Origin of the sequence: Sediminibacterium sp. TEGAF015 (genome assembly GCF_025997995.1) — a bacterium.
Taxonomy (GTDB): Bacteria; Bacteroidota; Bacteroidia; order Chitinophagales; family Chitinophagaceae; genus Sediminibacterium.
Map to the genome: position 1 here is coordinate 1,881,912 of NZ_AP026683.1, position 26,284 is coordinate 1,908,195.

General features: G+C 39.1%; 26 protein-coding genes. 9 read left to right on the top strand and 17 right to left on the bottom strand.

The window, feature by feature from the left end; translation table 11 throughout:
* Positions 1-74 precede the first annotated feature (74 nt).
* Genes TEGAF0_RS08490 through TEGAF0_RS08500 form a run of 3 tightly spaced genes read left to right on the top strand, consistent with a single transcriptional unit; the run spans position 75 to position 3,828 of the window.
* Entirely contained in the window at positions 75-1,262 is a 1,188-nt protein-coding gene (locus TEGAF0_RS08490; protein WP_264897723.1) for an aspartyl protease family protein, read from the top strand.
* A 37-nt stretch (positions 1,263-1,299) separates the two neighbouring features.
* Positions 1,300-2,535, top strand: coding sequence for a M16 family metallopeptidase (locus TEGAF0_RS08495; protein WP_264897725.1), 1,236 nt, complete (start codon positions 1,300-1,302; stop codon positions 2,533-2,535).
* A gap of 12 nt (positions 2,536-2,547) precedes the next feature.
* Positions 2,548-3,828: a M16 family metallopeptidase gene (locus tag TEGAF0_RS08500; RefSeq protein WP_264897727.1), complete on the top strand. Its 1,281-nt coding sequence runs from the start codon at positions 2,548-2,550 to the stop codon at positions 3,826-3,828.
* 10 nt (positions 3,829-3,838) lie between these two features.
* Here TEGAF0_RS08500 and TEGAF0_RS08505 read toward each other — a convergent pair whose 3' ends face one another.
* The 3 genes from TEGAF0_RS08505 to TEGAF0_RS08515 are packed head-to-tail and all read right to left on the bottom strand — an operon-like array spanning position 3,839 to position 5,773.
* Complete coding sequence (locus tag TEGAF0_RS08505) at positions 3,839-4,480, bottom strand: low molecular weight phosphatase family protein (protein ID WP_264897728.1); 642 nt, start codon at positions 4,478-4,480, stop codon at positions 3,839-3,841.
* A gap of 50 nt (positions 4,481-4,530) precedes the next feature.
* Complete coding sequence (locus tag TEGAF0_RS08510) at positions 4,531-5,412, bottom strand: arsenite methyltransferase (RefSeq protein ID WP_264897729.1); 882 nt, start codon at positions 5,410-5,412, stop codon at positions 4,531-4,533.
* 28 nt (positions 5,413-5,440) lie between these two features.
* Positions 5,441-5,773 (bottom strand): ArsR/SmtB family transcription factor, encoded by a 333-nt coding sequence (locus tag TEGAF0_RS08515; protein ID WP_264897730.1) that lies wholly within the window; start codon positions 5,771-5,773, stop codon positions 5,441-5,443.
* 407 nt (positions 5,774-6,180) lie between these two features.
* Between TEGAF0_RS08515 and TEGAF0_RS08520 the strand changes: the two genes are divergently transcribed.
* The 5 genes from TEGAF0_RS08520 to TEGAF0_RS08540 all read left to right on the top strand — a co-directional run bounded on the left by TEGAF0_RS08520 (position 6,181) and on the right by TEGAF0_RS08540 (position 10,608).
* The gene (locus TEGAF0_RS08520) at positions 6,181-6,378 is read left to right on the top strand and encodes a hypothetical protein (RefSeq protein ID WP_264897731.1); all 198 of its coding nucleotides are present in this window, start codon (positions 6,181-6,183) and stop codon (positions 6,376-6,378) included.
* 19 nt (positions 6,379-6,397) lie between these two features.
* The gene (locus tag TEGAF0_RS08525; RefSeq protein ID WP_264897733.1) at positions 6,398-6,748 is read left to right on the top strand and encodes a PadR family transcriptional regulator; all 351 of its coding nucleotides are present in this window, start codon (positions 6,398-6,400) and stop codon (positions 6,746-6,748) included.
* A gap of 32 nt (positions 6,749-6,780) precedes the next feature.
* The gene (locus TEGAF0_RS08530; protein ID WP_264897734.1) at positions 6,781-9,012 is read left to right on the top strand and encodes a PspC domain-containing protein; all 2,232 of its coding nucleotides are present in this window, start codon (positions 6,781-6,783) and stop codon (positions 9,010-9,012) included.
* 113 nt (positions 9,013-9,125) lie between these two features.
* Entirely contained in the window at positions 9,126-10,211 is a 1,086-nt protein-coding gene (gcvT, locus tag TEGAF0_RS08535) for a glycine cleavage system aminomethyltransferase GcvT (protein ID WP_264897735.1), read from the top strand.
* 43 nt (positions 10,212-10,254) lie between these two features.
* Complete coding sequence (locus tag TEGAF0_RS08540) at positions 10,255-10,608, top strand: septal ring lytic transglycosylase RlpA family protein (RefSeq protein WP_272501737.1); 354 nt, start codon at positions 10,255-10,257, stop codon at positions 10,606-10,608.
* On the opposite strand, the gene TEGAF0_RS08545 is transcribed toward TEGAF0_RS08540, so the two are convergent.
* A complete protein-coding gene (locus TEGAF0_RS08545; RefSeq protein WP_264897736.1) occupies positions 10,583-10,966 on the bottom strand; it encodes a hypothetical protein in 384 nt (127 codons plus the stop codon). The two genes, TEGAF0_RS08540 and TEGAF0_RS08545, sit on opposite strands and share 26 nt — an antisense overlap.
* 219 nt (positions 10,967-11,185) lie before the next feature.
* On the opposite strand from TEGAF0_RS08545, the gene TEGAF0_RS08550 reads away from it, so the two are divergent.
* Positions 11,186-11,524 (top strand): single-stranded DNA-binding protein, encoded by a 339-nt coding sequence (locus TEGAF0_RS08550; RefSeq protein ID WP_264897738.1) that lies wholly within the window; start codon positions 11,186-11,188, stop codon positions 11,522-11,524.
* Between the two features lie 118 nt (positions 11,525-11,642).
* Here the strand turns inward: TEGAF0_RS08550 and TEGAF0_RS08555 are convergent, their stop codons facing one another.
* The 13 genes from TEGAF0_RS08555 to TEGAF0_RS08615 all read right to left on the bottom strand — a co-directional run bounded on the left by TEGAF0_RS08555 (position 11,643) and on the right by TEGAF0_RS08615 (position 26,245).
* Complete coding sequence (locus TEGAF0_RS08555) at positions 11,643-12,227, bottom strand: DUF420 domain-containing protein (RefSeq protein ID WP_264897740.1); 585 nt, start codon at positions 12,225-12,227, stop codon at positions 11,643-11,645.
* 84 nt (positions 12,228-12,311) lie between these two features.
* A complete protein-coding gene (locus TEGAF0_RS08560) occupies positions 12,312-13,133 on the bottom strand; it encodes an SCO family protein (RefSeq protein WP_264897742.1) in 822 nt (273 codons plus the stop codon).
* A 75-nt stretch (positions 13,134-13,208) separates the two neighbouring features.
* A complete protein-coding gene (locus tag TEGAF0_RS08565) occupies positions 13,209-13,676 on the bottom strand; it encodes a cytochrome C oxidase subunit IV family protein (RefSeq protein ID WP_264897744.1) in 468 nt (155 codons plus the stop codon).
* A 27-nt stretch (positions 13,677-13,703) separates the two neighbouring features.
* Positions 13,704-14,384 carry a cytochrome c oxidase subunit 3 gene (locus TEGAF0_RS08570; protein ID WP_264897746.1) on the bottom strand — a complete coding sequence of 227 codons (681 nt, stop codon included), beginning with the start codon at positions 14,382-14,384 and terminating at the stop codon, positions 13,704-13,706.
* 75 nt (positions 14,385-14,459) lie between these two features.
* Complete coding sequence (locus TEGAF0_RS08575) at positions 14,460-15,035, bottom strand: cytochrome c oxidase subunit 3 (RefSeq protein WP_264897747.1); 576 nt, start codon at positions 15,033-15,035, stop codon at positions 14,460-14,462.
* A gap of 17 nt (positions 15,036-15,052) precedes the next feature.
* On the bottom strand, positions 15,053-15,961 hold the full coding sequence (gene cyoE / locus TEGAF0_RS08580; protein ID WP_264897749.1) for a heme o synthase: 909 nt from the start codon (positions 15,959-15,961) through the stop codon (positions 15,053-15,055).
* Positions 15,962-16,043: 82 nt separating this feature from the next.
* Positions 16,044-17,858, bottom strand: a complete 1,815-nt coding sequence (locus tag TEGAF0_RS08585; RefSeq protein ID WP_264897751.1) for a cytochrome c oxidase subunit I — start codon at positions 17,856-17,858, stop codon at positions 16,044-16,046.
* A 55-nt stretch (positions 17,859-17,913) separates the two neighbouring features.
* Positions 17,914-18,981, bottom strand: coding sequence for a cytochrome c oxidase subunit II (locus TEGAF0_RS08590; protein ID WP_264897752.1), 1,068 nt, complete (start codon positions 18,979-18,981; stop codon positions 17,914-17,916).
* A gap of 55 nt (positions 18,982-19,036) precedes the next feature.
* The gene (locus tag TEGAF0_RS08595) at positions 19,037-20,266 is read right to left on the bottom strand and encodes a quinol:cytochrome C oxidoreductase (RefSeq protein WP_264897753.1); all 1,230 of its coding nucleotides are present in this window, start codon (positions 20,264-20,266) and stop codon (positions 19,037-19,039) included.
* Positions 20,267-20,320: 54 nt separating this feature from the next.
* A complete protein-coding gene (locus TEGAF0_RS08600; RefSeq protein WP_264897754.1) occupies positions 20,321-20,959 on the bottom strand; it encodes a c-type cytochrome in 639 nt (212 codons plus the stop codon).
* A gap of 26 nt (positions 20,960-20,985) precedes the next feature.
* A complete protein-coding gene (locus TEGAF0_RS08605) occupies positions 20,986-21,576 on the bottom strand; it encodes a DUF3341 domain-containing protein (RefSeq protein ID WP_264897756.1) in 591 nt (196 codons plus the stop codon).
* 52 nt (positions 21,577-21,628) lie between these two features.
* Positions 21,629-23,071 carry an NrfD/PsrC family molybdoenzyme membrane anchor subunit gene (gene nrfD, locus TEGAF0_RS08610; RefSeq protein WP_264897757.1) on the bottom strand — a complete coding sequence of 481 codons (1,443 nt, stop codon included), beginning with the start codon at positions 23,069-23,071 and terminating at the stop codon, positions 21,629-21,631.
* A gap of 63 nt (positions 23,072-23,134) precedes the next feature.
* Complete coding sequence (locus tag TEGAF0_RS08615; RefSeq protein ID WP_264897758.1) at positions 23,135-26,245, bottom strand: TAT-variant-translocated molybdopterin oxidoreductase; 3,111 nt, start codon at positions 26,243-26,245, stop codon at positions 23,135-23,137.
* Positions 26,246-26,284: the final 39 nt, after the last annotated feature.

Genomic DNA, 26,284 nt, shown 5'->3' on the forward strand with positions numbered 1-26,284 from the left:
ACCGATATCAACAAAACTGCAGTTCAATTAAATATTTCCTCAACTTGCGCTAAAAGGAATTAAATTACTGAAGCGTGAAGAAATTCATTTCCATCATATTATTGCTGGGAGTACTGCAACTCCGCGCTCAGGAGGAATTTGTGCCCCCGGATGCGCGTTTCATCACCAAAGTGCCATTTTTTCAACTGAGCGGGGGTATTATCATTATAAAAGCACAGTTTGACCAGTTTACCGATTCACTGAATTTTGTGCTGGATACGGGTAGCGGAGGGATTTCTCTGGATTCTACTACTGCTGAAAAATTAAAAATCCAAACGCAGCAATCAGAAAAAACTATCCGGGGAATTGCAGGAGTTAAAAAAGTTTCTTTTGCCTACAATCATACTCTGAGTATGCCGGGCATTGAAGTAAAACAACTAGACTTTCACATTAATAACTACGATTTATTGACTAGCGTTTATGGGGTCAAAATTGATGGGATCATTGGTTATAGTTTTCTGAGGCGGTATATTGTTCACCTCGATTTTGACAAACGCATCATGGAAGTATATGCACCCGGTCGATACAAATATCCGAGGGGAGGACAACTCTTAAGGCCTAATTTCAGCACCCTCCCGCTAATGCAGGCTTCCATTCAGGACAACAAAACATTTTTAAACCGATTCATTTTTGATACCGGGGCAGGCTTATGCTTCCTTTTGTCTAGAGATTATGTGGAAGACAGCTCGGTTTTTAAGAGTAAAAGGAAGTTTTTTCTGACACAGGCTGAAGGATTAGGGGGAAAAAAGCAAATGGAAATTGCTGTCATGAAATCTATCAAAATTGGTAACTATAAATTCAAAAAAGTACCTGTACATATTTTTGAAGATGATTATAATGTTACCAATTATCCAACATTAGGTGGTTTAATCGGGAACGATTTATTGAGAAGGTTTAACATTATCCTAAACTATCCTGACCAAAGTATTCACCTAAAGCCCAATAATCATTTCAATGATCCATTCGATTATAGCTATACAGGGCTTGGCATCTATTTAATTGATGGTCAAATTAAAGTAGTGGATATTATTGAGGGATCTCCTGGTCAAAAGGCAGGGTTTAAAATAGACGATATTATTTTCTCCATTGAAAACAATGCATCAAACAATATACAGGCTTATAAAAATCTGTTTCAGAACTCAATAGGAAAAATAAAAGTAATCGTACTGAGAAACAGCGTACCTGTATTGCTAAACATACAAGTGAAAGACATTCGTAAGTAATCAAGATACCCTAATTTGCATTCTTTTACAAATAGCTATGATAGACTATAACCGATTTACACTGGACAATGGACTAACCGTTCTTGTTCATGAAGACACTGCCACACCCATGGCAGTAGTGAATGTGCTGTATGATGTTGGCGCAAGAGATGAAAATCCTTCCAAAACCGGATTTGCTCATTTATTTGAGCACCTAATGTTTGGTGGTAGCGTTCATATTCCAGACTATGACGAGCCTTTACAAAGAGCCGGTGGAGACAACAACGCTTATACTACCAACGACCTAACCAACTACTATTGCCAATTGCCAGCGCAAAATATTGAAACCGCTTTCTGGCTCGAGAGTGATCGCATGCTCAGTTTGGCCTTCAGTGAAAAAAGCCTGGCAGTTCAGCGAAAAGTAGTATGCGAAGAATTTAGAGAACACTACATTAATAAGCCTTACGGCGATGTTTGGAAACATATGCGCGAGTTAGCATATACGGTTCATCCTTATCAGTGGATGACCATTGGCAAAGAATTGAGTCATGTAGAAAACGCATATATAGATGACGTAAAAAATTTCTTCTTCAAACATTATCGACCCATCAATGCCATACTGGTTGTGGCCGGAAATGTTAAAACAGAAGAAATAAAAAAACTGGCAGAGAAATGGTTTGGCCCCATTGAAATGGGAGAGAAATACATTCGCTGCTTGCCACAGGAACCCATCCAGGATCAGGCAAGAAGAAAAACCATTGAAGCCAATGTGCCACTAGATGCTTTTGTAAAAACCTGGCATATGGATGCTAGATTGGAAAAGGGATATTATGCAGCAGACCTGATTACAGAAATCCTGGGTGGGGGCGCCTCTTCCAGATTGTATCAGTCGCTGGTAAAAGAGCAGAAATTGTTTTCTAACCTGGATTGCTACCATTTCGGATCTATGGATGCTGGCTTGTTAACAATTGAAGGGAAGCTAGTGAAAGGGGTTGATATCAACAAAGCAGAACAGGCAATATCAGAGCAGCTTCAGCAATTACAGGAACACCTGGTTCCGCTTGCTGAATTAACCAAAGTAAAAAATAAAACGGAGAGCGTAATTGCATTTGAAGATATGAGTATCATGAGCAGAGCGAGTAGCTTGGCCATGTACGAATTATTGGGAGACGCATCACTAATGAATACTGAGCTGGATAAATACCAGGAAATCAACGCGCAGGATATTCAGCAGTACAGTAAAAATATTTTCAGGGAAAGCAATAGCAACACGTTACATTACCTGGCTAAATAAAGAAACAATTCCATGTTAGATAGAAATATACAACCTTCCATTGTAGATGCGGTAAGCTTCGATTTAAAGCTCAGAAAATGCGAACAGTATCAACTGGACAATCTGGTACCTGTGTATAGTATGAATGCCGGCACACAAGATGTACTGATGATTGAGTGGGTTTTCAAGGCAGGTAACTGGTTTGAGCAGAAAAATATTGTTGCAGGAACTACTAACTTTTTATTGAAGAACGGTACCAGTAATAAAACAGCCTATGAAATTAATGACCATTTTGAATTTCACGGAGCTTATCTGAACCGCGCCTGTTACAATGAAACAGCTGCCATTACATTACATTGTCTGGCCAAACATGTCAATGAACTTTTACCGGTTGTAGCTGAACTGATTACAGATTCTATTTTCCCTGAAGAAGAATTAGCCACCTACAAACAAAATCAAAAACAAAAATTATCGGTTAGCTTAAAAAAGTGTGACTTTATTGCCAACAGATTGATTGACGAATATATTTATGGGTTTCATCATCCTTACGGGAAATATACTTCTACACTCGATTACGATCAGTTGAACAGAGAAGAACTTATTGCCTATTTTAAAAAATTTTACGCAGAAGGTCATTGTACCATTTTTACAGCAGGAAAAATTCCTTCTGATTTGCAGCAGCAATTGAATACCTATTTTGGTAAGCTTCCTTTGCAGCAAAGACCCATTCCTAATATTCAATACAACCTGCAACCTGCATTAGAAAAGAAGCAACAGATTATTAATGATGAGAATGGCGTTCAGGGAGCCATTAGAATTGCCAGACCATTCCCGAATAAACATCATCCGGATTATCAGAAAACACAAATACTAAACAGTGTATTTGGAGGATTTTTTGGATCAAGACTCATGAGTAATATCAGGGAAGACAAAGGTTATACATATGGTATTCATAGTTATATACAAAATCATGTTGGAGAAACTGCCTGGATGATTAGTACAGAAGCAGGCCGTGATGTTTGTGAAGCCACTATTACCGAAGTTTATAAAGAAATGGAAATTCTACAAAATGAACTCATTGATGAAGAAGAACTAAGCCTCGTAAAAAATTATATGCTGGGTACTGTACTGGGAGATTTAGATGGCCCCTTCCAGTTAATTGCACGATGGAAAAACTATGTACTCAATAATCTGGATGAAAACTATTTTTATAATAGTGTACAAACGATTAAGTCAACAACAGCAAAAGAATTGCAGGAACTCGCTAAAAAATATTTGAATCCATCGGATTTTTATGAGCTTACCGTAATTTAATTGATTCATTTCACTTTGAAATGAGTGAGAAAATATACAGCATTTCTGTGCCGATTTGCCTGCTTCTTTCAAGATAAACTTCATTTTGTTGAGGAGTACCATCGGACAATTTGGGATCTTCGTAGGGTAGCTTGAATCTTCCATCTGCTCCTTGAACAATTGGGCAAGAAGCGTCTGCACTGGAACAAGTTAACACCGCACCATACTCCCTCTGAGGATTAGCTTCATGCGTATATAGTTTCGAAAATGCCATCAATTTACCAGCATTGTTGGCAAAAGCAACTTCATAAAACGGGTTACTATTATAGTCCTTAGCAAGGATTTCAAATCCAATCTCTTGTAATGCATGAACTGCATTTTCATTAAATGCGGTAACTTCTGTTCCCCCCGAATAGCAAAAAACATGATCAACTCCGTAATAAGCAGCAGCCGCTTGAGCCATTAATTGAGATATATGGCTACGTCGGGAATTATGGGTACATATAAATGTAAGCTGGACTTTTTGCTGTGCTTTATTTTTTGTTCTTATGTAAGCGCCGATTTCTTCTAAAACAAGCTTTCTCTCAACAGGTATTTCACTAAAATTTAGTGCGGCTTTATCAAAGAACAATTGTAAACCAGGCAATAATATTTTCTTTTGAGCTGCTGTCATAACTAATCAGTGACTAAAAAATTTATACTAATGTCAGTTGTACCATTTTTTTAGCAACATCCACCACCAGGTGTACAACAGCTGGTTACTACCTTAGCATCTGTTGCATCAGCAATAACAATGGCCTCTGGTTTTTCAGCATATACTGTTATGCTGAAGATACCTGAACCACCATTATTAAATGCAGCTATTTCTTCTTCTGTCAAATAGTTCTTAAGAATATCGTTGGGAATAATGATAGGTTTTTCTTTCTGTACAATGATATTTTCAAAATGGTTCAGGTGAATCAGTTCCAGGTATACGTCTTTTTGTATAGCACCTGCAACACAACCTGCATACATTTCAGCATCTTTCTTTAAAGACTCTGGTAGCTGGCCAACTATTACCACATCCGATAAACTGAAATGTCCGCCTGGTTTTAACACACGATAGATTTCTTTGAACACTCCATCCTTATTTGGAACTAGATTCAATACACAATTACTTACCACTACATCGGCAATATTTCCGCCCAATGGCATATGTTCTATATCGCCCTCGCGAAATTCTACATTATTAAACCCTAAGGCATCAGCATTATTTCTTGCTTTCTGAATCATGGCAGGCGTAAAATCAATACCAATGACTTTTCCCTTTTCGCCTGTTTGTGCCCTAGCAACAAAACAATCATTGCCTGCTCCACTTCCCAAATCCACTACTACATCACCCAGCTTAATTTGGGCAAACTGTGTAGGAAGTCCACATCCTAAACCTAGGTCTGCATGTTCAATGTACCCTTCCATCGTTGTATAATCATCACTCATAATATTATAGACTTCTGTGCTGCATCCGCCAGCACCACAACAGGAAGCTTTATTGTCTGCAATAGATTGATTTGCAATTTCGGCGTATTTGTTTTTTACTATTTGTTTTAATTGTTCTTCGGTTTGCATAAAATATATTTTTAAATAATTAACTGATTTAACAACAGGATTGCTGTTGTACTTTAAGTTTAGAAAATAACTGATTAAAAGATTGATTAAATTTTTCAAAAGCTTTCCAATTGATGCAATAGCAACTCCTGGGTCCTTCCACTGTTCCCTTAATTAAACCCGCTTCTTTCAATTCTTTTAAATGTTGTGATACCGTAGACTGTGCCAATGGTAATACATCTACAATTTCTCCGCACACACATTCACTTTTTTGTGCGAGTACTTTTAATATTGCTATTCGGGCTGGATGCGAAAGCGCTTTGGCAAACAACGCCAGCTCCTGTTCTGTTTTTAAAAACTCTTCTAACTTAGGTGAGGCCATACTTAATCGTTTATATACGATAAAGCAAAGCTAAGAAGATAATTTCAATTCATCGTATTTTTACGATAATTATTTTTTTGTTCAGGGTCATAGAGAAATACATACTTCTATATTGTTACTCTGCCATCTATTACATATAGAACGCACCGGTGCTTAAATGGAGAAATCCCTATTTTGAGGTCTCCTAGACAATTCGCCATTCATCCCTTTTTAGCACCATCCATCCCTTTATCAAAATTCTAAAAAATTACAAATCATTGATTTTCAAGTAATTATACAAAACCAACATCTAAACTCAGCCTATTACCTAAAAAAACTAGGTACTATGTGTTGCATAGTACTAAAAAATACTCCATCTTTGTGTTGTCAAAGTAATTAATCAAACAAAGAACTTAAAAATACTTACCATGAAACTGACAAACACAAACACACTGGTTCAGCTGAATCAAAAAGCTTTGAACAATTTAACCCAAGTTGTTAATGAAACAATTGCTACCAATGTAATCGTAGAAAACAAAACAAAGAAAAAGTTCACAGTAGCCCAGCTTTGGAAAATTCAGCGTTATAGCAGAATTGCTCCTGTACAACCAATCCTAGTTTATTAATCCAATAAAAATCTAGACCATGGATATTCAAAACACACAAAGTCAGATGCGCAAGGGCGTGCTGGAGTTTTGTATCCTTTCAATCATTCGCCAGGGAGAAGTTTACCCCAGTGACCTGGTTGATCGGATGAAAGCAGCCAACCTTCACATTCTGGAAGGAACATTGTACCCGCTGCTTACCCGATTAAAAAATGCGGAACTACTCACTTACAGATGGGTAGAAAGCAATAGCGGACCGCCCAGAAAATATTTCGTGATGACTGAAAAAGGCCTTGCCTTCTACAGTGAACTCGAAAGAACCTGGAAAGAACTGGCCGACGCCGTTCAAGTGCTAACTCAACCAGCAACACCCCCAGCCACCGAAAATTAAAACCAACCTTAACCAAGCTAAATAAACATACCATGAAAAAGGTAATTAATATAAACTTCCAAGGAAGAGTAATTCCCATTGAGGAATCGGCTTACGACGTACTAAAAGTATACGTTGAAAGTTTGCGTCGCTTTTTTGCCAACGAGGAAGGAAGAGACGAAATTATTAACGACATCGAAGGTCGTATCGCTGAACTATTTGGTGAAAGCCTTAAAAAAGGAAGCACCTGCATAACTGAAGAAGACGTTAACAATGTCATCAACAGCATGGGCAGACCTGAAGATTTTGAAGGCGAAGAATCCAATATGCAATCTCAGCTGGGCGGTCAGCAAGAGCAAAAAAACAATAGTTATACCGAAACAGATCACGGCACTCCAAGAGGCCGCTTATACAGAGATACCAACGATAAAATGTTGGGAGGCGTTTGTAGCGGTATGGCTGCGTATTTCAGAATTGATCCTACTGTTGTAAGACTTTTATTCTTAGTCTTATTCTTTGGCGGTGGCTCAGGATTCCTATTGTATTTACTATTGTGGATCATATTACCCGCTAAACCATTAGATCATGTAAGCAGCAATAGAAGATTGTACAGAAATCCGGAAGAAAAAGTAATTGCGGGTGTTGCTAGCGGTATCGCCACTTATTTTGATGTAGCGGTCTGGATCCCCCGTTTAATCTTCTCTTTACCATTGGTAATAGGCATATTCTCTTCCTTTATAAGTTCATTATTCTGGTTCGAGTTTAACCCTTTCCCAGGATTTATTTTTGGATCTTTTGGAGGTACACTTTTTGTAATCTATGCCGTACTATGGGCTGTAATACCTGAAGCCAAAAGCGCTTCAGAGAAATTAGAAATGCGTGGAGAGAAAGTAGATTTGAATACCATTAAAAATACCATTCAAGAAGACTTAGAAGGATTTAAAGCCCGTGCGGAAAAATGGGGTGGAGAATTTTCACAGAAAGCCAAAGAATTTTCAACAGAATTCAGCAGCACTGTGAATGAGAAAAGCAAACAGTTTGCTTCTGAAGCCAGTGCCGCTTCCAAAAAAGGAGGCAGTAGATTAGGAAATGCCATAGGCATCTTATTCAAAGCATTCTTCTTATTCCTTGCAGGTATCTTGGCATTCACTATTCTGGTTGCATTATTAGGTATGATTGCCGGAAGTGTAAGTGTATTCCCTCTTAAGAGCTTTTTCTTAGAAGGATTCTGGCAGAATTTCCTAGCATGGTCTACCCTAGTTCTATTCCTGTTTGTGCCTGCCATTGGTTTACTCACTTGGTTAGTTCGTAGAATTATCGGAGCAACAGCTGGCAGTAAATATTTGGGTTTCACCTTTGGTGGATTATGGACCCTGGGCTGGATTAGCGTTGTTCTCTTAGTGGCTTCCATCGCTCAAAACTTTGATGCGGGTGCAAAAGATAAAGGAGAGATTAAAATTGTACAACCAAGTACCAATAAAATGACCATTAAAGTAGCCGCAAGTGATTTAAGAGTTGTGAGTGGAAAATGGTTTAAAATGGATGGACTTTTAAGTTTAGATGACGATAGCATTGTATTGAATAATATTCGAGTACGAATTGCTAAAAGCCCAGATTCCTTATACCGAGTGAGTTATGTAAAATTTAGTAATGGTTCTGATGAAAATACAGCCCTAAAAAATATGGAAGCCATTAAGTACAGTGCTACGCAAGAGGATAGTGTATTGTATTTAGACAGAGGCTTCAAGTTAAACAAAGGTTCTAAATTCCGTAACCAAGGGGTAACCGTTACCATTTTTGTTCCTGTTGGAAAGAAAATTGAAATAGATGAAAATGTTTCTAGAAAACTAAATCATTTTAGCTTCAACTCTGGCAGAAACGATTACGATTGGGATGATGAATGGAATAACGAAGGCTATGAAAGCTGGATGTCTAATCAGGAATATATCATGACACCTGGAGGATTGGAAAGAGTAAAGAAGATAGGTGAAGAAAACGATGATATAAGCAATGATGAAGACTCAGAAAAAAGCGCCATAGAAGAATATAAAAAGAGTAGAGAAGAATTACGCAAAGAATATGAGCGCAAACAGAAGGAAGCAGAAGAGCTTAAAAAAGAATTGGATAAGCCAGTGGATACAACCCGCTATCGTTATCAAAAAGTAGCGATTCTGGATCCCCATATTTCTGGTCCTGCGCCTAAAAGCAAGACCATTGAAAGTCCTGAAATTATTGAGATTGGATCAGAACTAGGGAGATTTTCCTTGCTGAGTTTTCAATCCTAAAGATGGTTGGCACAGGTTGGAAAAGAACCCTGTCTCAGTTTTGAGATGGGGTTCTTGCTTTTTACCCTTGGTTCGTGCCTTTCACCTATTTTTGCACCCTAATTAATTGCGCAATGAAAAACACACCGTTTACCCATAAACATATTGCTCTGGGTGCAAAAATGGCTGAATTTGCCGGATATAATATGCCGATCAGCTATACAGGTATCAATGATGAACACGCTACCGTAAGAAAAAATGCAGGCGTATTTGATGTGAGCCATATGGGCGAATTCATTTTAAAAGGTGAAAATGCGCTGGATCTGATTCAGCGTGTAACAACCAATGATGCATCTAAGCTGGTAGCCGGTCAGGCACAATACAGTTGCTTACCCAATGAAGATGGTGGCATTGTAGACGATTTGATTGTGTATTGCATTGAGCCCAACAAAACCTATATGTTAGTGGTGAATGCATCCAACATCGAAAAAGATTGGAACTGGATTTCAAAGTTCAATACCCAACAAGTTGAAATGCACAATATCAGTGATAAAACTTGTTTATTGGCCATACAGGGACCCCATGCAACCAAGATATTACAGCCCTTAACTGAGCTGGATATCATGAATCTTAAATATTACACTTTTGTAAAAGGCACTTTTGCAGGAGTAGATAATGTTTTAATCAGTGCAACTGGTTATACAGGTTCTGGTGGTGTAGAAATCTATTTTGAAGACAGCAATGGAGCTGCTGATAAAATTTGGGATGCAATTTTTGAAATTGGAGGTCCACAAGGATTAAAACCAATTGGATTGGGTGCAAGAGATACCCTGCGTTTAGAAATGGGTTACTGTTTATACGGCAATGATATTGACGATACCACTTCTCCACTAGAAGGAGGTCTTGGATGGATTACCAAGTTAACCAAAGACTTTACTGCTAAATCAATTATTGAGAAAGTAAAGGCAGAAGGCGTAAAACGCAAGTTGGTGGGATTTGAAATGTTGGAAAGAGGAATACCCCGCCACGATTATTTAATTAAAGATGCAGAAGGCAATACCATTGGAAAAGTAACCAGTGGAACACAGGCCCCCTCTTTAAATAAAGCAATCGGCTTGGGTTATGTTGCCACTGCACATGCAGCCATCGACTCTATCATTCATATAGAAATCAGAAATACCCTGGTGAAGGCAAAAGTGGTGAAAGCCCCATTTGCTTAATCAGTTTTACCCAATATTTGAAAGGCTTTTTCGTTTTAAAAGAATGAGAAAGCCTTTTTTATTTTTTATACTATTAACAGGGATGATTTTTCAAAGTTCCTGTTTTAGAAAAGGCACAGAAACAGGCCTGGCTTCCTATTATGCGGATAAGTATGTAGGCAGAAAAACAAGCAATGGAGAAACTTTCAAACAAAACAAATTGACGGCGGCCCATAAAACACTGCCCTTTGGAACAAAAGTGAAAGTAACCAATCAGCAAAATGGCAAGAGTGTTAAAGTAAGAATCAATGACAGAGGACCTTTTGTACAAGGCAGAATTATTGACCTCAGTAAAAAAGCAGCCAGAAAAATTGATATGGTAAACGATGGGGTTACAAAAGTGAAGATTCGATATTAACTTCCTGAATAATTTTAACTGCATTTTTCCCTACATAGGAATAACCAAATTCATAGCAATAGGTATAAACGGTTTTGCTGGCGTGCTTAGCCTGATGGGTAAAATGTTGAGGAGCAAATCCTTTTATATATAGTTCGCTCAATGGTACTTGTGTCCCCTTTCTTTGTAAAACAAATAAGTCGGAAAGAATCTTTCTGTTTCGCAGCAACAAGGCATTAATTCGTCGCATATAATTGGTTCTGTTACCATATACCGCATTGTGATAACTACTTCTGCAATGATTGCTACAGAATTTTTTGTCTGTTCTTCCCTGCATTTTTTTATCGCAATACAAACACTGTTTAATTGAATTGTCCATAGTAGTATATATTTCAACTACCTGAATGTAACCATACTGCTATTTAAAATACCTGTAAAAATACCAACCAAAAAAAACATTTCACGGTTTAAAGCGTTTGCAAACGTTTATAAACGACAACAGATGTTTAAAATAGGGATAGGCTGAAAAGGGTTGTTCATATTTGTTCTGTTAACGGCAGTACGCACTGCTCTTTAAAAACAATTTAACTGAACCGTTATGAACGCAGTAAAAAACAAAGTCCAATTAATTGGCAATCTGGGTCAGGATCCCGAAATAAAATCCATAGGTGAAGACAAAAAAGTGGCTCACCTAAGCCTCGCAACCAACGAGAACTACAAAAATGCAAAGGGTGAAAAAGTAACAGAAACTCAATGGCATAATGTAGTTGCCTGGGGTAAACTGGCAGATATTGCCGAGAAGTACCTAGTTAAAGGAACTGAAGTAGTAATTGAAGGGAAGCTTGTAAACCGGAATTACACCGACAAGCAAGGTGTAAAACGGTATGCAACGGAAATACAGGCCAATGAATTATTGATTCTAACTAAAAAGGCTTGATTCTCGTGTAAAAGATTGTATTTGATCGAAAACAAATTGCTTTAGAAAAATAAAATCCCCCGATTCAGCTATACCTTATTTTATCAGTAGCTGCAGCTGGAATCCCGTCCCCACTGCACTACTGGTAGTAAGGGCTGATCATGAAATATACAATAGGTCCGGTTACTGCTACATAGAACCAAAGTGGCCAGGTAATTTTTGCCAGTTTCTTGTGTGCAGTGAATTCACTTGTCAGTCCTCTATACGCAGTAAATAAAATAAAAGGCAGTATTATAGCAGCCAAAATGATATGCGTGATTAGTATAACTAAGTAAACCATTCGCATAGCACCTGCAGCCAGTTTCTCAGCTTCGTCTACGATTCCATCGTGATTGGAATCACCGTATTTTGCTTCGCCAGCCAATAAATGATGCGCTATATAAGAGAGGAGAAATAAGATAGAGAGCACTAAAGCTCCCATCATAAGTTTTTTATGCAATTCATACCGTTGCTTTTTAACAGCAACCAATGCAGCAACGAGCACAACAGCTATCGTGGCATTCACAAATGCATTGATGGCAGCAAAAATATGTACATCAAAACCTAAGTCCACTTCTAATTTAAACTTCCCAAGAACTACAACAACAATAAATACTACCACTGAAAAAATGCCAATCAACCAATTGGCCAAACGATCATTTTTTTGGAATACAGGTTCTAACATTTGAGTTTACGTTTTATCTGCTTAAAATTGTCTCTATTAAAGTTTTATTCTTTTGAGTACGCTAGCCCTATTAATGATGGCAGATTATTGATATTTATCCTGCACTTTTCTCCTATTCTGCATGTAAGTAACAAAAAAGATAACAGCAGTAATAATGATTAACCATAACCAACTGAGGTCTAATATTTGTCTGAATACACCATTTTTTTTCTGACCATCCTTCTCCAACATCAATAGCCCAATATCTCTGGCCAGCTTTTTCATGTCGGCACTATCCAGTCCATTGTAATAACCTCTTACCTTAAAAGCCTTATCAATCAACACAAACCTACTGGTATGAACAAAATCAGGGCTTACCGGCTCCTCGCTAAACTGATCTACTTTTAATTCCTCAAAAGCAAATTGATAAATATCTTTTTTGTTTCCCGTTAAGAACCACCAGTTATCATGAATCACCCCAAAACGATCTGCGTATTTCTTTAATACGGAAACAGAATCATTTTCCGGATCAACCGTAAATGACATGAAATGAACAATGGAAGTATCAATCTTGTTGCGAACATTGCCTCCTTTCTTAAAAGATTGCTGTAAAGTTGACATATTTTGGGTAAGCCTTGGACAGATACTTCTACAACTGGTAAAGAAGAAATCTGCAACAATAATTTTACCCTGCGGATCATATAAACTAACTGAATCTCCTAACTGATTCATCAATTTGATATTCTTGGTTGTATGCCAAACAGTATCACTCACCGACTTACCATCCTGAACGCTTTCAATCACGGTGTCCAACAAATAATGTCTTGGCATTACTACCGCTGTTTCACTGGCAGATTTCAATATCAGGTAGCAACTGATTGGAATTCCTAGTGCTACCAACAATCCTAAAATGGCTTTCTTTTTCATAACTGTATTAATAAAAAACCATCGCAAGGCAGCGATGGTTTAGAATTATTAAAAATTTATCGAGCAAAGAGCAAATTAATGAGTTGCTTTTTTCTCGTCTTTTGATTCTTCGTGCTTTTCACTTGCCCCTTCATGCTTTCCAGCTGCACCGTGCTCTTTCTTTTCTACCTTAATAGTACTTTGCTCCTTAAAGTATGGGTCATAGGTATTGCGAAGGTTTTTGAAAGAATTACCATCATATAAGAAGGCAATAATGAACCAGATAAACAATGCCAACGGAACTACTATCGTCATTATAAGGTTCTTTACCTCATGCTTTAAGTGCATGAAGTAAGCAACAATATAGAAGGCCTTCGCCATCATTAAAATCACAATGGCACCTTTAAGTGCTAATCTTACCCCCACACTGCTTAGAGGAATATCAATCATCAAGAATCCAATAATCAATTCTATTATCGTTAAAACCGTAAGAATTACCGTTACTCGGATAATTTCTTTTGTACCCCCTCCTGCGTGTTCGTGATGTTCAGCTGTATGTGACATAATTGTAAATTATCTTTAGTGAATGAATTAAATCAAATAGAAACAAGTAAATACGAATACCCAAACTAAGTCTACAAAGTGCCAGTACAAACCAGCTTTCTCAATCATTAAATAATGACCTCTTTCTTCAAACTTATTGGTAACGGCCATGATCAACATGATAATATTGATAATCACACCAGAGAATACGTGGAATCCGTGGAATCCGGTAATAGTAAAGAAGTAGTTGGTGAAATTGGTTGAAGACGCAGTACCATCGTGATTTAAGAATGGATTGCTACCCCACCATGCACCTTCGTGGTGTAAATGGTTCCATTCCCATGCCTGACAAGACAAGAATGCAATACCTCCAATAATGGTCCAGATAAGGTTTTTTACAACCCCTTTCTTATCCATATTGTGTCCGGCTTGCACTGCCAATACCATGGTTACAGAGCTGATGATCAGGATAAACGTCATAATACTTACAAACACCAACGGAGCATTCATTCCTTCCGGAGCAAATGGAAAACTCTTAAACACTTCATTCGGGTCAGGCCATCCATTCGTAGAAAAACGAATAGTACCATAAGAAATCAGGAAAGCACCAAATGTAAAGGCATCACTCATGAGGAAATACCACATCATTACCTTTCCATACTCTACGTTAAAGGGACTCTTACCTCCACCCCAGGATTTGGTGGTAGGTGCTGTTGCAGTTGTTGCCATGTTAAAGTAAAATTTCGTACACAAAAGTATTGGCTAGAGTTGAAAAAAGGTGCATAAAACACAACTTTTTTGTAATTAACCAATCCAATTATAAAATATGAATAAATAAATCCAAAGTATGTCTACAAAATGCCAGTAAGTACCCACTAATTCAATGGATAAGCTACTGTAATTTTTGACGCTGCTTACGTAAGCTTTAATAAACATTACCAGCAAAGCAATCACACCTCCCAATACGTGCAGCATGTGCAAACCGGTAATCACCAGCAAAAAGGAAGCTGCAGAATTACTTTTGGCACCCGTTAAGGCAATATTCCTTGCTTCAAGATCCATAAATCCCAGTACCTGCAGTGCCATAAACAAAACACCCAGTAAGGCGGTTGCTGTTATCAAAGTTCTGTACCTGGCCATTTCTCTCGCCTTAAAGGCTTTTGTTGCCAAATGAATGGTTACACTACTAGCAATAATGACCATTGTTGAATACATAAAAACAACTGGGAGGTCAAATTCCAGCCAGCTGCTTTGGTTCTTCTTTACAATGTATGCACTGGTTAAACCGGCAAACATCATAATAATACTTCCCATCGCCACCCATAAAGTAAATTTATGGGGGTGAATTCTTTTCGGAGTTTCGTTTGCAATCGCACTCATCGTTTTCAATTTAATGGTTACCCAATTTTATCAGCCAATAGGGCTAATAAAACAATTGGTAAATAGATATAACTACTAAACATTACTCTTCTGGCTGCTTTCACATCCATCTCTTTGTATAATCTGGCGCTTTGCACCACCATAAACAAATTGCAGACCAATACAATCCATAAACTCGTAATACCCGTAAGTCCAATGAAATAAGGCACCATTCCAATCGGAATCATTAGTACAGAGTACATAATGGTCTGGATCGCGGTAAATTTAGTTGGCCCTTTATCAGCAGGCAATAATTTAAATCCAGCTTTGGTATAGTCAGCGTGTGCCACCCATGCGATTGCCCAGAAATGGGGGAATTGCCAAAGGAACTGCATACCAAATAATACCCATCCACCCAAGGAGAAATCATCATTTCCGGCAACCCAGCCAATTAAACAGGGTAAAGCGCCCGGAAGTGCTCCAATCAATACCGCTATAGAATTTATTTTCTTTAACGGAGTGTAGATGAAAGCATATAAAAACAAGCTGAAAGCAGAAACCAGCGCAGATGATAGATTAAAATAGTACCACATCATTGCTACCCCTACTATACCAGCTACAATAGCAAAAGTATAAGCTTCATTTTGACTCATACTTCCATTGGCAACAGGCCGCTTAGAGGTACGCTTCATTAAAGCGTCCGTATCTTTTTCAACAGCCTGATTAATGGCATTGGCACTACCTGTGATTAACATGCCTGCTACAAAAAGCAGTGTAATCATGCTCCAGTCATATTCCACTACATTGGGTGCCAGCAAATAACAGATGACACAGGAGAAAACCACGGTAAAGCTCAAAGTGAACTTTATCAATAACATATAGTCCCTTACTTTGGCTACTAATGCTAATGATGGAGTTGGTTTTTGCTGTTCTTTGGATTTTGTCATTCCTGATTTTGCTTAAAAACAATGCTCCCGTAATTCGGGAGCATTGGAATAGGTTCACTGAATAAAAATTCAGTTATAAATATTAGTGACTGCTTTCGTCGGCTCCTACTGGTGTGGTTTGAGAGATAAACTCTTTACCATCTTTACCATAGTCATAAGCCCAGCGATGTACCTCAGGTATTTCACCCACCCAGTTACCATGACCAGGATTAATAGGAGTAGTCCACTCTAAAGTATTCGCATTGTATGGGTTCTGAGTTGTTACTTTTCTGCCTTTGAAAACAGAGTAGAAGAAGTTAAACAAGAACAATAACTGTGCAGCAAATACAATCATAGCTACTGTGCTGATGAATCTGTTTAATTCAGCAAATTGCTTGAAGCTTTCCCATACACTGTAGTCGTAGTATCTTCTTGGCATACCTGCTAAACCTTGGTAGTGCATTGGCCAGAAAATCATGTACGCACCAGCTAGTGTAATCCAGAAATGTAGATAAGCCAATGTATTGTTCATGTAACGGCCATACATTTTAGGGAACCAGTGGTAGATACCAGCAAACATACCGAACATACTTGCCACACCCATTACAATATGGAAGTGCGCAATTACGAAATAAGTATCATGCAAGTGAATATCCAAAGCTGAGTTACCTAACCAAATACCGGTTAAACCACCAGAGATGAATAAGCTAACAAATCCAATAGAGAATAACATACCTGGAGTGAAGCGGATATTTCCTCTCCACAAAGTAGTTAACCAGTTGAACACTTTAATAGCAGAAGGTACTGCAATTAACAGCGTCAATAACACGAACACAGAACCTAAGAAAGGATTTAGACCTGTTACAAACATATGGTGCGCCCATACAAGGAATGCAAGGATGGCAATAGCAAACAAAGATCCCACCATCGCAATGTATCCAAAGATTGGTTTTCTAGAATTCACAGAAAGAATTTCAGATACCATACCCATGGCAGGTAATAAGATAATATAAACCTCAGGGTGACCAAGGAACCAGAACAAGTGCTGATACAAAATAGCGCTACCACCTTCGTTTGGTAATGCACCTACTCCATTAATAAAAATATCAGATAAATAGAAGCTGGTGCCAAAGTTTCTATCAAAAATCAATAAGATAAAACCAGAGAACAATACAGGGAAAGATAAAACACCCAATACTGCTGTGAAGAACAATGCCCAGATGGTTAAAGGCATACGAGTCATGCTCATTCCTTTTGTACGCATGTTCAATACAGTGGCAATATAGTTAAGGCCTCCCAATAAAGAAGAAACCACAAACAATGCCATCGCAATCAACCACAAATCCATACCAGTACCGGAACCTGGAGAAGCAGCTGCCAATGCACTCAAAGGAGGATAAGCAGTCCAACCACCACTGAATGGTCCAAACTCTACAAACATGGAAGACAACATGACCACACTAGCAGCAAAGAAAAACCAGTAGCTCAACATATTCATAAATGGAGATGCCATATCTCTTGCTCCAATTTGCAATGGAATTAAGAAGTTGGCAAAAGTTCCACTAAGACCTGCAGTTAATACAAAGAATACCAAAACAGTTCCGTGTGTAGTAACCAAAGCATAATATGCTTCAGGGGTAATTTTACCACCTTCAGCCCATTTACCCAATAAATCTTCAAGGAAGGGGAAAGTGGATTCAGGATAACCCAACTGTAAACGGAAAAGCACGCTCATTAAACCACCTAGCACTGCCCAAACCATACCGGTAATCAAGAATTGCTTGGCGATCATTTTGTGATCCATGCTGAAGACATACTTCGAAATAAATGTCTCGTGATGATGCTCATGATGATGGTCACCATGTGCGTCATGTAAACCTGCTCCAGCAGGTGCGTGCAATACGGCTTCGTTACTCATACACTGATTCTTTATTAGTTATAACAACCTGATTTTTTGATGGTTGTTGATTGTTCTACAATTTTGCGGTTACTTTTGATGCTGCTTCAACAGGCTTTGCTACAGTTTTCACAGAATCGGTTTTGGCATTGGCCGGATCCTTATCAGGATTAGCAGTGAAATAGTAAGGAGACTGACCAGCCATTTTAGCATCAAATTCAGCCTGATCCAAAACTTCAATAATCCCTTTCATTGAATAGTGACCATTACCACACATCTGATCGCAGCTGATTTCATATTGGAAGTCTGGGTTGCCGGTAATTTCTTTCATTTCCTTAGTAGTGTACTTAGGAGTAAACCACATTGTTGTTGGAATACCAGGAACAGCGTCCATCTTCATTCTGAAATGAGGTAAACCAACATCATGAATTACGTCTCTGGAACCAATCACCAATTTAACTGGGCGACCTTTTACCAGATACATAGTTTGTTCCATCACTAAGTCGTCATGACCCAATTTGTCATCCCAAATTAAACCTAAAGAGTTATTAGCGTTATCGATATTCTTGTAATACTTTTTACCGAAAGCACCATCTTTACCTGGATAACGATAAATCCATCCGAATTGCTTTCCAGTTACTTCAACAACCATTGCTTCTTTTGGAGGCTCACCAGTAAACAGGAACCAGTTTCTCAAACCAATTACGACCAATACAGTCAAAGCAATGGCAGGAATAACTGTCCAGATAGCTTCTAATTTATTACTGTGCGCAAAGAAGTATACTTTACGTGTATCGCTTTCCTGGTATTTGTAAGCAAACCAGAATAAAACAATCTGGGTAAGGATGAATACAAATCCGGTTACCGCAAGCGTTAACCAAAGCATTGAGTCTACGCGTTCACCTTCTACACTGGCAGAACCTTGAGGTAACAATGTTTTATCATATAAAACTTCATTACAATACCAAACTCCAACAAGGCCCAACACCAAGAAGATGACCATCAGAAAACCATTAATCTTGTTGTTCTGCTTACGGCTATGCTCTTCCCCTTTCAAGATTGCCACATACTCACTTGCTTTAGAGATCTGAAAGATCACTACAAAAATGAGTAACGATACCGCGGTGATTAATAAAGCTGTCATAATGCTGTATATATATTATCTAATGTCTTAACAATTTTTAAATTACGCAGGCTAATTAAACCTGGTGAATCACACTCTCCTTCAAGTAAGGATGGTACTTGGCAATCAAAGGTTTCTTAGACAATGCAGTACCTACAAACAAAATCATAGTTCCAACAAAGAAAGCCAGCGCGCCAAAATCTAACCAACCTAAAGTAACGTGCTCTTTCATTAATGAACCCATCACCATCTGGTAGAAATCAATCCAGTGACCAAAGATGATTAAAACTGCCATAAAAGTTACCAATGTGTAATTTCTCTTAGCAGAACGCTTCATCAGAATCAACAACGGACAAAGGAAGTTTACAATCAGGTTAAAGAAGAAGATACCCTTATAAGCACCCTGAGTTCTGTGTTTGAAGTAAACAGTTTCTTCAGGAATATTTGCGTACCAAATCAACATGTATTGAGAGAACCATAAATAAGTCCAGAAGATTGAGAAAGCAAACATGAACTTACCAATATCGTGTAAGTGCTCCTGGCTGGTTAACTCTAAATAACCTTTGTTTTTCAGGTAAATCACCCAAAGTGCAATCAAGGACATACCTGCTACAAATGAGCTTACAAAAGTGTACCAGCTGTACATAGTAGAATACCAGTGTGCATCAATACTCATCATCCACAACCAAGGTACAGTTGAGCCAACGGTTAAACCAAACCATACAGTGAACATAGCTGTTCTAACCGTTCCTCTGTAAATGAAACGGTCACTGGTTTCGCGATCCATTGGACCAGCATCAGCCTCATCATTTAATTTACGGATTCTCCAACCCAAGAAACTCCACAGAGCAATGGTAAGGGTAGTCCAGATTACGAAGAAAGTAGGATTCAAAAATCCTGCTTTTCCTTTTAAGATAGGATCAGCAGCAACAGCTTCTGTATCCAACCAGTGGTAAATATGATGTTTGTGACCAAAAATGATATACATCAAAACCGCGAATGTAATGGCACCAAAAATGGGTACCAGCGTAGAGATTGCCTCAGGAATTCTGCGGAAAGTCTGTGTAAATCCGGCTTGAGCCAAAGTAGTAACAGATATAAAGAACATGCTCGCATTGCAAATCAATGTCCAGAATATGGTATTATACATTAATGTTCCCCAGAAATGCACTTGTTCGTGCTCATCGGAACTAAAACCTTTGGTGAACATCCCGTACAATAAAGCTGCCAAGCCTAGGCCAATCAAGGCGTAAGACCAGGTTTTCATTTTACCGGGAACTTCAAATTGTGTTCTTAAAGATGCCATTGTTACTCTTTTAGTTCAGTTAGTATTGGTCTCTCATCAGACCCTTTGCTAAATTTATTTTGTTGTTGCAGTAGCTTCTGCCGCTGGAGCAGGAGCTGCTTTTGCTTTACTTGCCTGTTGTTTTGCTTTGATATAAGCAATTACCTGCCAACGCTGCTTACGGCTTAATTGAGATGCATAAGAACCCATTAAGTTTTTGCCATAAGCCACAGAATAGAACATTTGACCCGCTGGCATCGCTTCATATTTTGCATCTCCAACCAATGCAGCTGGTTTTGCAGCATAAGGTCCGCTACCGTCTTTGTAAAGTGGACCGTTACCATTTAATTTATCACCATGACAAATACCACAGTTAATCAGGTACAAACGCTCAGCTTCTTCCATATCCGCTTTACTCAAAGAGTCGTAAGGATTAGGAACCGCTTTAGATGCAGTGTAATTGGTAGTATCCCCTGGCTTATCCATTGGAATATGGAATGGCATTTCTTCTTCACGAGAAATAGTACCTGCCACAGGACGACTATTGTAATTGATTCCCTTTTCAGATAGATTACTATGATCTGCATAAGATTCATAAGCGCGGCTGTAAGCCATATCTGGCATGTAAATTTTACCAGGAGTGCGCTTAACATCACTGCAGGCAGTTAATGCAACCAGTGCAGATAAAGAAGCTATGATAAATTTATTCTTCATGATTCAATTGTTCTAATAGTTCTAAATTAAGCGGCAACAATTTGCTTTTCTTCAAAAGGCATTTCGTCTTTATCGTATCTGCCTAACCACCAGCCATCTTCAGCAACTTCAACTTTGGTTTCCAATGCGCCGTTACTGCTTAAGAATGCCTGAAGATCATCTGTATTGGTTTTATCTGTGCACTCAATTACCATTACAAAAAGATCATCGGTAGCTCTTGGGTGAAAATGATGCTTCTTCACAAATGGAGCCAACTGACACAGGTAGCAAAAAGTAAGTACCATTCCTACAGCGGCAAACAATACAGTTAATTCAAACATGATAGGAATCCAGGCTGGTAAAGCAAAGTGAGGCTTACCTCCTATGTTTAAAGGCCAGTCCTTGGTAAAAATCCAACTGATTGCACTTACTGCAGTAGTTGTACCGGTAATCCCGTAAATAAAACCTGCTGTGTGCAAGCTGGTTTCACGAAGACCCATTGCATGATCTAGTCCGTGAACAGCAAACGGCGTGTACACATCATGGATTTTATATCCGGCTGTACGAACTTTTTTTACTGCAGGAAATAAAACTGCTTCGTCATCAAAACAGCCCACTACAAATTTCTTTTTTGCCATACTTTATTTTTTTTCTGCCCTGTGTTAACAGGATCAGTCAATCATACGATTATTAATGGTGTGCATGTTCGTGCACAAATTCTTCCAGCTTTTGGTCTTCAATCTTAGTCATTTGATTCTTGTATCCTTCACCAGTTGTTTTTAATACATACTTAATTTCTGCAATTGCAATAACAGGGAAGTATTTAGCGAATAAGAAGAAGCAAGTGAAGAACAATCCAAAAGTACCTGCATAGAAACCAATTTCCCAGATGGTTGGGCTATAGTATACAGACCAGCTAGAAGGCAGGTAGTCGCGGTAAAGTGAGGTAACAATGATTACGAAACGCTCGAACCACATACCAATATTTACGATGATGCTCATGAAGAAAGTAACAAAGATGTTTCTTCTCATTTTGCGGAACCAGAAAATTTGAGGGCTTAATACGTTACAAGCCATCATACCCCAATAGCTCCATCCGTAAGGAGAGAACAAATAAGCACGGCTGTACCAGAATGTATATCCTTCATATTTGTTCTGGCTGTACCAACCCATGAACAACTCTGTTAAATAGGCAATACCCACAATAGAACCAGTTAATACAATTACCTTGTTCATTGCTTCTATGTGACCGATGGTTACATAGTCTTCCATCGCAAATACTTTACGAACAATAATCATCAGAGTTTGCACCATAGCAAACCCGGAGAAGATTGCACCCGCAACGAAGTAAGGAGGGAAAATGGTAGTATGCCAACCAGGAATAACAGAAGTAGCGAAGTCAAAAGATACAATGGTGTGAACCGATAGTACCAGCGGCGTACTTAATCCCGCCAATACCAATGATAAGCTCTCATGACGCTGCCAGTGCTTGGTAGAACCAGTCCATCCGAAAGAAGCAATACCATATAAACGCTTACGTAATTTAGTAAATGCACGGTCTCTTACAGTTGCAAAGTCTGGAATCAAACCTGAGTACCAGAAAAGAAGCGATACGGTGAAGTATGTAGAGATCGCAAATACGTCCCACAATAGTGGAGAGTTAAAGTTAACCCATAAAGGACCGCGAGAGTTAGGGTAAGGCAATACAAAGAAAGCCATCCATACTCTACCCATGTGGAAGATAGGGAACTGACCCGCACACATTACCGCGAATATAGTCATCGCTTCTGCTGCACGGTTTACCCCTGTTCTCCATCCCTGACGGAATAACAATAAGATTGCAGAAATCAAGGTACCAGCGTGACCGATACCCACCCACCATACGAAGTTGGTGATATCCCATCCCCAACCCACTGTCTTGTTAAGGTTCCACTGTCCAATACCGTAAGTTACTTCACGGTAAACGCTGTAGACACCAAACATGAGTAAGGCAACAGCAATATAAAAACCTACATACCATAATTTGGTAGGCTTGGCTTCAATAGGGCGAACAATGTCTTCTGTAACCTGCTTGTATGTTTTGTCGCCATACACCAGTGGTTCCCTGAGCTGTGATTCGTACTTTAAATGCATCTGTTCTTATTTTGGTCCTTGATCTGCCCATGGGCAGAATCTGGTTATTTCAAATTCTTTATATTATCCGTGTGCTTTTTCTGTTTTTGCTTCAGCACCTTTGTGATGAGGCATATCATCTGTGTTTCTCACTTTAGCCATATAGGTTACATTTGGTAACACATGCAGTTGCTCTAACACATAGAACTGACGGTTAGGATTTTCCTGTCTGGCCATGGTAATTGCACTTTCCTTGCTATTAGCATTACCGAAAGTGATAGCATGTGTAGGACAAGCCTGCTGACAAGCAACTTTTACATCACTGTCGCTTAAAGGACGGCTGTCTTTCTTCGCTTTCAACTTACCTTCCTGTAAACGCTGTACACAGAAAGAACATTTTTCAATTACCCCTCTTGCACGTACAGTAACATCTGGATTTAACACCATTCTAGTTAAATCATCGTTCATGTCTAGCACTACATCGTTTACAATTCCTTTCTGGTTGTCACCAAAACTATCAGAGCCATTATAATCAGCCCAGTTGAAACGACGTACTTTATAAGGACAGTTGTTGGCACAGTATCTGGTACCAATACAACGGTTATAAGTCATTTGGTTCAAGCCTTCACTACTGTGGTTGGTTGCAGCAACAGGACAAACGTTTTCACAAGGAGCGTTGTCGCAATGTTGACACATCAACGGCTGGAATACGACGTTTGGATTTTCTAAATCGCCACTGTAGTAACGGTCAATACGTAACCAGTGCATTTCGTGACCACGTAGTACTTCAGGCTTACCCACAACAGAAACGTTGTTTTCAGCATTACAAGCAACTACGCAAGCACCACAACCTGTACAAGTATTCAGGTCAATGCTCATGCCCCATTTCACACCTGGTCTGTCGAATACAGGATATAATGTACCCTGAGATTCAAACTTCTCTAATCCACCCCAAGGCTGTAATTCCTTGTCACGCTCATCTCGGATTTCAGTTGGATGATGTTTATAAGCAGCTAAGCTTAATTCTTTTACTACTTCGGTACGATTACCTTGTTCTGTATCGTAACGGCTATGTGTTTGTGTTAAGGCTACCGGATAGGTTTCTTCAGTAAGTGTAAGGGTAACTTCACCATTAGCAAAGTTTACAGAAGATCCGCTTAATGAAGCCAGAGGGAAAGCATTCTTACCAACACCGGCAGCAGACTTACCTACTTTTTCGCTACGACCGTAACCAACAGCAATACCTACGGTTTCAGGATGTGTACCTGGTATAATTAATGCAGGCAACTCAATGGTTTTCTGACCTACAGTAACTTTTACAACTTTTTTAGGAGGATTTACTTCGTAAGCATCTGCCTGACCGCCATTGCTGATATCAATACCCAACAATGTTTTAGCCATTGCAGGAGATACAACCAAGTAGTTATCCCAGGTTGCTCTGGTAACCGGATCAGGTAATTCCTGCAACCATGGGTTGCTTGCACCCTGACCAGCACCAATACCTACTTTTTCATATAAAACCAATTCAACCTTACCACCTTTTTTTGCAGAAGCAGCAGCAGTTAAAGCAGCTGCAACAGCAGCACCATTAAAGGTTCCAGGCTTGGTAGCAGATTCGCCTAAGCTAGCCACACCATCCTGTAATGCTTTATCCCAACCATTTACACCACCCAATTTAGCAGACCAGAAATTCTTTAGGTAGGTTAAATAATCTTCAGTAGCACCGCTCCACTTTAATAAGCTGTCTTGCCACTGACGGGTTTTGAATAAAGGATAAATAGTAGGCTGTATAAAAGAGAAGTGACCGGTTTTAACTTCCGCATCACCCCAGCTTTCCAAGAAATGATTGTCAGGTAAAACGAACTTACATAATTCAGCAGTTTCATCAACCTTACCAGCAAATGAAACCGTTGTTTTAACCTTTGCCAAACCAGCTTTGAACTGATCAGCAGCAAACCAGCTGTAAGCCGGATTTGCACCATGAATTAACAGGGTTCCAACAGAACCTGCGTTCATTTCCGCAACCAGTTGAGCAAATTCAGCATCCACACCAGCGCGGGTATTTAATAAAACGCCCCAGTTGATGGTAGAACCACCTGCACCGATTGCGTTATTGATTGCGTTTACAATAAGCTGAACATTTACATCATTGCTTCCGGCAACTACCAATGCAGCGCCTTTATTGGCAGTTAATGCTTTAGCAGCAGCTTCAATACCTGCTTTTAACTTAGCATCAGCTATACCAGTAACACCTGTACCATTTACCGCACTTAGTAAAGCAGCAGCAATAGCAAGGGTTTCAGAAGGACGGTGCAAATATTTTTCATCAGCGTTAGAACCAGTTAATGAAGCAACAGATTCAAAATGAATATGCTTGCTCATGGTTGGGTTCTTCTCGTCTAATTTTTTACCAGTAGCGTACTGTCTTGAAAATTCAACAGGGTTTAACCAGGTTCCCAAGAAATCAGCACCTAAGCTTACGATTGCTTTTGCATTTTCAAAATGGTAAGAAGGGATACCTCTTACACCATAAGTTGCTTCGTTTGCTAAAATCATACCGCTGTAAGAAACCGCATCGTAAGTAACATGCTTGCTTCCAGGATATTTAGCTAAAAACTGAGCAATCACCGCTTTGGTTGAAGGAGAGTTGATGGTGCTGGTTAATAAAACTACATTACCGCCCATTTGAGCAGCAATTGCTTTATCAGCAGCCTCAAAAGTTACTTCCTTGCCGTCAATTGTAGGGAAACGTAAGCGGGAAGTATCGTATAAATCTAGTACAGATGCCTGAACACGGGCAGATGTACCTCCTTTTGTGATTGGAGAAAGGTCGTTACCCTCAATTTTTATGGGTCGGCCATCACGCACTTTAGCCAAGATACTTACAGCATCACCATCCTGAACGTAGGTAGTAGCGTAGTATTTAGCAATACCGGGAACAACATCCTCGGGCTTGTTAGCAAACGGAATCGCCTTTTTTACAGGCATTTCGCAGCTTGCTGCAGCTGCAGCAGCAGCCGTACTGAACCCTAGGTATTTCAAGAAGTCTCTACGAGGTGCTTTAGCTTCGAGAAAGCTTTTGCTTTCATCTTCCACCATTGGAAGCTCTTCATTGAATTCGCCTTTTACATCCTTGTTAAACGCTGCAGACTGATTCAGCTCTCCAAAACTTTGCCAGTGCTTTTTTTGCTCCATAATTATTGATTAACAGTTGGAATCCGCGGGCGGATTCCA

Bases quoted from the DNA above. Each gene is read 5' to 3' on its own strand.
- TEGAF0_RS08495 (WP_264897725.1), top strand. From the start codon at position 1,300: ATGATAGACTATAACCGATTTACACTGGACAATGGACTAACCGTTCTT.
- TEGAF0_RS08500 (WP_264897727.1), top strand. From the start codon at position 2,548: ATGTTAGATAGAAATATACAACCTTCCATTGTAGATGCGGTAAGCTTC.
- TEGAF0_RS08505 (WP_264897728.1), bottom strand. From the start codon at position 4,480: ATGACAGCAGCTCAAAAGAAAATATTATTGCCTGGTTTACAATTGTTC.
- TEGAF0_RS08510 (WP_264897729.1), bottom strand. From the start codon at position 5,412: ATGCAAACCGAAGAACAATTAAAACAAATAGTAAAAAACAAATACGCC.
- TEGAF0_RS08515 (WP_264897730.1), bottom strand. From the start codon at position 5,773: ATGGCCTCACCTAAGTTAGAAGAGTTTTTAAAAACAGAACAGGAGCTG.
- TEGAF0_RS08520 (WP_264897731.1), top strand. From the start codon at position 6,181: ATGAAACTGACAAACACAAACACACTGGTTCAGCTGAATCAAAAAGCT.
- TEGAF0_RS08525 (WP_264897733.1), top strand. From the start codon at position 6,398: ATGGATATTCAAAACACACAAAGTCAGATGCGCAAGGGCGTGCTGGAG.
- TEGAF0_RS08530 (WP_264897734.1), top strand. From the start codon at position 6,781: ATGAAAAAGGTAATTAATATAAACTTCCAAGGAAGAGTAATTCCCATT.
- gcvT (WP_264897735.1), top strand. From the start codon at position 9,126: ATGAAAAACACACCGTTTACCCATAAACATATTGCTCTGGGTGCAAAA.
- TEGAF0_RS08540 (WP_272501737.1), top strand. From the start codon at position 10,255: ATGAGAAAGCCTTTTTTATTTTTTATACTATTAACAGGGATGATTTTT.
- TEGAF0_RS08545 (WP_264897736.1), bottom strand. From the start codon at position 10,966: ATGGACAATTCAATTAAACAGTGTTTGTATTGCGATAAAAAAATGCAG.
- TEGAF0_RS08550 (WP_264897738.1), top strand. From the start codon at position 11,186: ATGAACGCAGTAAAAAACAAAGTCCAATTAATTGGCAATCTGGGTCAG.
- TEGAF0_RS08555 (WP_264897740.1), bottom strand. From the start codon at position 12,227: ATGTTAGAACCTGTATTCCAAAAAAATGATCGTTTGGCCAATTGGTTG.
- TEGAF0_RS08560 (WP_264897742.1), bottom strand. From the start codon at position 13,133: ATGAAAAAGAAAGCCATTTTAGGATTGTTGGTAGCACTAGGAATTCCA.
- TEGAF0_RS08565 (WP_264897744.1), bottom strand. From the start codon at position 13,676: ATGTCACATACAGCTGAACATCACGAACACGCAGGAGGGGGTACAAAA.
- TEGAF0_RS08570 (WP_264897746.1), bottom strand. From the start codon at position 14,384: ATGGCAACAACTGCAACAGCACCTACCACCAAATCCTGGGGTGGAGGT.
- TEGAF0_RS08575 (WP_264897747.1), bottom strand. From the start codon at position 15,035: ATGAGTGCGATTGCAAACGAAACTCCGAAAAGAATTCACCCCCATAAA.
- cyoE (WP_264897749.1), bottom strand. From the start codon at position 15,961: ATGACAAAATCCAAAGAACAGCAAAAACCAACTCCATCATTAGCATTA.
- TEGAF0_RS08585 (WP_264897751.1), bottom strand. From the start codon at position 17,858: ATGAGTAACGAAGCCGTATTGCACGCACCTGCTGGAGCAGGTTTACAT.
- TEGAF0_RS08590 (WP_264897752.1), bottom strand. From the start codon at position 18,981: ATGACAGCTTTATTAATCACCGCGGTATCGTTACTCATTTTTGTAGTG.
- TEGAF0_RS08595 (WP_264897753.1), bottom strand. From the start codon at position 20,266: ATGGCATCTTTAAGAACACAATTTGAAGTTCCCGGTAAAATGAAAACC.
- TEGAF0_RS08600 (WP_264897754.1), bottom strand. From the start codon at position 20,959: ATGAAGAATAAATTTATCATAGCTTCTTTATCTGCACTGGTTGCATTA.
- TEGAF0_RS08605 (WP_264897756.1), bottom strand. From the start codon at position 21,576: ATGGCAAAAAAGAAATTTGTAGTGGGCTGTTTTGATGACGAAGCAGTT.
- nrfD (WP_264897757.1), bottom strand. From the start codon at position 23,071: ATGCATTTAAAGTACGAATCACAGCTCAGGGAACCACTGGTGTATGGC.
- TEGAF0_RS08615 (WP_264897758.1), bottom strand. From the start codon at position 26,245: ATGGAGCAAAAAAAGCACTGGCAAAGTTTTGGAGAGCTGAATCAGTCT.